Below are 1,681 nucleotides of genomic sequence, written 5' to 3' on the forward strand. Positions count from 1 at the left end.
ACAAAGTCCCGGTCTCCGGGCATCAGAGAGGGCGATCCGCAAGGGTCGCCCTTTTTGCATTCCATGCCCCTCTGGAAAAAGCCCCCCTCGAAGCAGCGTGTAACCTTTGGTCGCGGGCTATGCCCTGGGCGCCCGTGGTAGAATCCGCCCCTTCGAATCTGGAGGTACACGCGTGCGCAAACTGGCAGTGGTATTGGCAGTGCTGGCCCTGGCGGGCTGTGAGAACGAGGTCGAAGGTGTGCACAAGCAGGTTGCCGAGCACCTGCACAACCCCAAGACCGCCAAGTTCGGCAACGTGCGAATCGACACCAAGGGCACCATCTGCGGCCAGGTGCGTGGCAAGGACGATGCCGGCCAGTACGAGGCGTACCGCAGCTACGTGGCCATCAAGGGTAGCGATGGTCAATACGAAATCATCGTCGATGACGGCGGCAACAACCTGCGTATCCGCGAATACTGCGGTGGTGCCGAGCTGCAGCGGCGTGCCGAGGCGTTGGCCGATCAACCGGCCCCCGAAGGGTGGGATGTCGAAGTGATCCAGGGCGCCAACATGGGCGCGCTGAGCGACATGACCGCGCGCCTGATCGAGAAGGGCATCCCGTCTTCGGTCGAGTACCGCGACGGCAAACCGGTGGTGCTGATGGGCCCGTTCCCGAGCAAGGCCGAAGCCGATGCGCGCAAGGCCGAAGTCATGGCCAAGCTGGGTACCGATTCGGTGGTCATCCAGCATGGTGCGCAGCGTTAACTGTTATCTGTAGTCTTCCCCGGCTATGCTTGCCCTAATACAAGCCAAACGGGGAGGGCCTCATGTCTACGCTGGAGCGGGCCATTGCCGTGGCCGCCAGGGCACATGAAGGGCAGTACGACAAAGGTGGGGCGGCTTATATCCTCCACCCGTTGCGGGTGATGATGCGGGTCAGCACGCCAGAGCAGCGCATCGTCGCGGTGCTACACGACGTGATTGAAGACACATCGTTGACCCTTGCCGATCTGGCCCGAGAGGGCTTCCCGCTGAAGATTCTCGCCGCCTTGCTGGCCCTGAGCCGCAACCAGGGCGAAAGCTACCAGGACTTCGTGGTACGCCTGGGCAGCGACCCGCTGGCGCGCACCGTCAAGCTGGCCGACCTGGCAGACAACAGCGATCTCTCGCGTATTCCCGTCCCTGGCCCCGCCGACCTGGCGCGGCTTGCCCGCTACCGCGAGGCCAGTGCCTATCTGCAGGCGCTGGCCTGATTCTTAATCCTCCTTCGGCACCGTCCAGAAAATCTGCACGCCACCGTCGTCGCGGTGGGCGAGGGTGACGTTGTCGTTTTCGGCGATTTCCTCGAGCAGGGTTTCCCAGTCATCGGGCGACTCGTGCTCCAGGCGGAAGATCAGCGCGGCGCGGCTGCGCTGGGCGAGCGGGTTGTTGATGATCTTCTGGATGCGCAGGCCCAGTTGTTGGTAGCTGCTTGCGGTTGCTTCGGCGGTGTTGGCCACGGAGGCGATTCCTTGTTTGCTGTATGTGCGTACAGTATTTCAAGGCAAAATATTTCGCAACTGGCTCGGCGCTGGATTATTCGCGGGCTCGCCCGCTCCCACAGGTGTGGACTGCCCCCCAAAAGTTGGACAGTTTTAAGCTGCCGCCTGGGTCCTGTACTCGACAGGGCTCAGGCCATTGAGCCTCAGCTTGATGCGGTCA

At 62.5% G+C, this 1,681-nt stretch carries 3 protein-coding genes; 2 read left to right on the forward strand and 1 reads right to left on the reverse strand.

Annotated features, from left to right (window positions below):
* Positions 1-172 precede the first annotated feature (172 nt).
* Both ACIPW4_RS23005 and ACIPW4_RS23010 read left to right on the forward strand, forming a co-directional pair.
* Positions 173-745 carry an SPOR domain-containing protein gene (locus tag ACIPW4_RS23005; RefSeq protein WP_400661804.1) on the forward strand — a complete coding sequence of 191 codons (573 nt, stop codon included), beginning with the start codon at positions 173-175 and terminating at the stop codon, positions 743-745.
* A gap of 62 nt (positions 746-807) precedes the next feature.
* Positions 808-1,233, forward strand: a complete 426-nt coding sequence (locus tag ACIPW4_RS23010) for a GTP pyrophosphokinase (RefSeq protein WP_400661807.1) — start codon at positions 808-810, stop codon at positions 1,231-1,233.
* Between the two features lie 3 nt (positions 1,234-1,236).
* On the opposite strand, the gene ACIPW4_RS23015 is transcribed toward ACIPW4_RS23010, so the two are convergent.
* Positions 1,237-1,479, reverse strand: coding sequence for a DUF1654 domain-containing protein (locus tag ACIPW4_RS23015; protein WP_054884963.1), 243 nt, complete (start codon positions 1,477-1,479; stop codon positions 1,237-1,239).
* Between the last annotated feature and the right edge of the window lie 202 nt (positions 1,480-1,681).

The sequence above is a fragment of the Pseudomonas sp. NPDC089996 genome (assembly GCF_044748405.1).
Taxonomy (GTDB): Bacteria; Pseudomonadota; Gammaproteobacteria; order Pseudomonadales; family Pseudomonadaceae; genus Aquipseudomonas.